The 3,242-nt window shown below is 57.4% G+C and carries 4 protein-coding genes; 2 read left to right on the top strand and 2 right to left on the bottom strand.

The window, feature by feature from the left end; genetic code table 11:
- Positions 1-81: 81 nt before the first annotated feature.
- The gene (locus RISK_RS32085; protein WP_160311391.1) at positions 82-396 is read right to left on the bottom strand and encodes a TMEM14 family protein; all 315 of its coding nucleotides are present in this window, start codon (positions 394-396) and stop codon (positions 82-84) included.
- Positions 397-841: 445 nt separating this feature from the next.
- Here RISK_RS32085 and RISK_RS02615 point away from each other — a divergent pair, with 445 nt between their 5' ends.
- Positions 842-1,459: a nitroreductase family protein gene (locus tag RISK_RS02615; protein ID WP_047812654.1), complete on the top strand. Its 618-nt coding sequence runs from the start codon at positions 842-844 to the stop codon at positions 1,457-1,459.
- Here the strand turns inward: RISK_RS02615 and RISK_RS02610 are convergent.
- Complete coding sequence (locus tag RISK_RS02610; protein WP_236695966.1) at positions 1,410-2,651, bottom strand: multidrug effflux MFS transporter; 1,242 nt, start codon at positions 2,649-2,651, stop codon at positions 1,410-1,412. The genes RISK_RS02615 and RISK_RS02610 overlap by 50 nt on opposite strands.
- A gap of 199 nt (positions 2,652-2,850) precedes the next feature.
- On the opposite strand from RISK_RS02610, the gene RISK_RS02605 reads away from it, so the two are divergent.
- Positions 2,851-3,201: an ArsR/SmtB family transcription factor gene (locus tag RISK_RS02605; protein WP_047812743.1), complete on the top strand. Its 351-nt coding sequence runs from the start codon at positions 2,851-2,853 to the stop codon at positions 3,199-3,201.
- Positions 3,202-3,242 lie beyond the last annotated feature (41 nt).

Here is a 3,242-nt window from a genome sequence, read left to right as displayed (position 1 = left end):
TTCGGGTACGGAAAAGGGGACGGGGGTCTTTAGGGGATTCAACGCATCGAACACGGGCTCGTCAGCTGTCATTCTCCGCACCTACCGGAAGAAACTGAAAACCAAGGTGCCGAGGGTGATCAGTCCAAGGATGACCACCAACAGGTTGGGCATCACTTTGAACTTCTTCGCAAGCGAAGGCCCAAACTGACCGATCAACAGGAGCGATACAACGATCCCTAAGATTGCCCCGGCTGTGATGCCTCGGGCCATCAGGAACGCTGACAGCAGGAGGAGCCCCCCCGTGATGCCGCCTGCGATCAACGAAGCTTTGCTTTTCGCTTTGACATAGCCCATCACTCCTCCAAAGACGACAAAAGCTCCGAAGATGGCTGTCACGATTGCAGGAAAGTCCACACAAGTCTCTTTGAGTTCAAAGGGCGAAGTTCGGCAGCCAGGATTCAGTGGTTTGGAAACGGATCCAACCACGCAAGCCGCTTTTTGCCGAATTGTAGTGTGCGATCCCCAAGGCACCAGCCACACACATGCCCGGCTGAGTGGCTTCGTTCGAACTCCCGCCGGATTTCGCTTCGGGACAGGCTCTTGTGATGCCCCCCAACCGAACGCGGCCCCGAACGAGTCCCGAAAACGGCCGCCCTCGGATGGTCCCAACAGCGACAGCTTGTCGCGGCTCCACGACGTTTCGCAAAACTCGGATTCAGACGATCCTTGCCAAGGTCGACGAGCGTGCAGGTACGCCGACATCCCAAGCAGACCTTCCGCATCCGTGTGGGCGGAAGGACGCCTCCAAAAACCATCTCTTGTTCTCCCACGACCGACAACTCGATCTCAAGAAGCCCCCATGCAAGTCAAAGACGCCATCTACCAACGCCGATCCACCAAGGCATTCGATCCAGCCCACAAACTCACCGATGCGGAAGAGAAGGAGCTGCTCGAAGCCACAATCCAGTCCCCAACCAGTTTCAACATCCAGCACTGGCGGTTCGTGATCCTGCGCGATCCAGAACTGCGGGCGAAGATTCGCAAGGAACACGGGAACGACCAGTCACAAATCACGGACGCATCGTTGTTGGTGCTGTTCACCGGGGACACCAAAGCCTGGGAAAAAGCCCCTTCTCGCTACTGGGTGAATGTCCCCACTGACATCTCCGAGATGATCGTCAACTGGATGGGTGAATTCCATCAAGGCCGCGAGTGGCTTCAGCGTGACGAAGCCCAACGCTCGATCGGCATGGCAATGCAAACGATGATGCTGGCGGCCCAAGGCATGGGGTATCAATCATGCCCGATGATCGGCTTTGATATCGAAGCGGTCGCCAAACTGATCCACCTTCCCGACGATCACGTGATGGGCCCCATGGTCGCGATCGGCAAAGGCACCAAAGAACCTTGGCCGAAACCAGGACAACTCAGCCTGGAAGAGCTGGTCGTAGAAAACGGCTTTCCACCCAACGCATGACCACCAAGGACAGAGCCCCGAGGACTGCAAAGCCACTGACCAGTGGCACGATGGTCTCGTTGTAACTGTGTCCAATCAGGATGCCGAGCGGCACCGAAATCAAAGTCGAAACAGCGCCCACCAGAGCCGCGCCTATCCCGGCGACGTGCCCGAGTGGTTCCATGGCCATCGAATTCAGATTGCCAAACAGAATCCCGATGGCAAAGAAAATCACCAGCAGGTAGCCCATCGTGGTCCACAACGGGGGACTGCCTGCCTGCAGGACCGCGAATCCCAGGAAGACAACCGAGGTGGCGGTCAGCAAACGCATCGCATGTCCGATCAAGACGCTCATCCCAAATCGCATCACCAAGTTGGCATTCAAGAGCGACGCCACTCCCGCAGACGAAGCCAACACAGCGAAGTAGATCGGAAACAGCGACCCGAGCCCGTATTGCTGCTGGAAAATCTGGGGTGCCGAACTCAGGAAACCCAGAAACGCTCCCGACACCAAACCGGCGACCACCGTGTAACCCAAGGCGATCGGATTCGTGCCGATCTCACGGGTGACGTGCAGGATCCGTCGGGTTGAAAAGGGCACTCGCTGAGCCGACAACAAGGTTTCTGGCTGTCGCCATGCAAACCAGCCAAACAGCATCAGGGCGAGAATGGCCAGCACCCCAAAGATCGCACGCCAATCCGCCACCAACAGAATTCCCTGACCCAAGGTGGGTGCGATCACAGGCACCAGGATGAAGATCGTCATCACAAACGACATCACGCGTGCCATCGACCGGCCGTGATACTGATCGCGAATCAACGCCAGCGACACGCTTCGCGGGCCAGCCACGCCGAGCCCCTGCACAAAACGTCCAACCAACACCAGCGTGAAGCTTCCAGCGAACATCGAAATCAGCGAACCCACGATGAAGAGCCCCAACCCCGCGCTGAGCGCCGGTTTCCGGCCCACGCTGTCCGAGAGAGGGCCAAAGAACAATTGCCCCAGCGCCATGCCCAAGAACAGCAGGGACACGATGAGCTGACTGTCGTTGGCGTGCGTGGCCCCCAATTCCTCCCCAATGACGGGCAGGGCTGGCAACATCGCATCGATCGCCAGGGCGACCAAGGCCATCATCAACGCCATCAAGGTGACAAACTCGCCCAGTGGCAGGGCTGGCTTCCGCTCCAATTCCATCTGCGTTCTCGATCTCATTCATGTTCTCGATTGAATTCAGCATGGCAATGTCCGTTCCATGAACCCAGCCCGACAGTCATTTCGCATTCCCTGTCCTGATTCCTTGCATCATCGGCTGCTTTGCGAGGCCCGCCCAGAGGGAAGACTCACCTTGACACCCATTTTGCAATCCGCAATGCTTGCACACTGACGCAAACATGCATGCAAATGGTTGATCATGAATCCACAAGAAGCCTCTCAGTGCTGCGGGCCGATCGATGACTCGCTCGACGCGGAACTGTTCAAAGCGCTTGGTGAACCGACGCGGTTGAAACTGCTTTCGTGTTTGGCCAAGTGCGGAAGGCCATGCTCGGTCACCGAACTCGCGGAATGCTGCGTGGTGGACTTGTCCGTGGTTTCACGCCACTTGAGTGCACTGGAAAAAGCCGGCGTCCTCACCGCCACCAAAGAAGGCCGCACGGTTTTCTATGCCGTGCGTTACAAGCACCTCACCGACTCCTTTCGCACCCTCGCGAAGGCATTTGAGGGATGCCGCCCCAAACGAAACACGAAAAAAGCTTCGCCTTGACGCGGACGCAAAGAAGTTAAACCGAACCAACGTGGGACGAA

Source organism: Rhodopirellula islandica (genome assembly GCF_001027925.1).
Taxonomy (GTDB): domain Bacteria; phylum Planctomycetota; class Planctomycetia; order Pirellulales; family Pirellulaceae; genus Rhodopirellula; species Rhodopirellula islandica.
This window is presented reverse-complemented; position numbering and strand designations above follow the sequence as displayed.

Bases quoted from the DNA above. Each gene is read 5' to 3' on its own strand.
- RISK_RS02605 (WP_047812743.1), top strand. From the start codon at position 2,851: ATGAATCCACAAGAAGCCTCTCAGTGCTGCGGGCCGATCGATGACTCG.
- RISK_RS02610 (WP_236695966.1), bottom strand. From the start codon at position 2,651: ATGAGATCGAGAACGCAGATGGAATTGGAGCGGAAGCCAGCCCTGCCA.
- RISK_RS02615 (WP_047812654.1), top strand. From the start codon at position 842: ATGCAAGTCAAAGACGCCATCTACCAACGCCGATCCACCAAGGCATTC.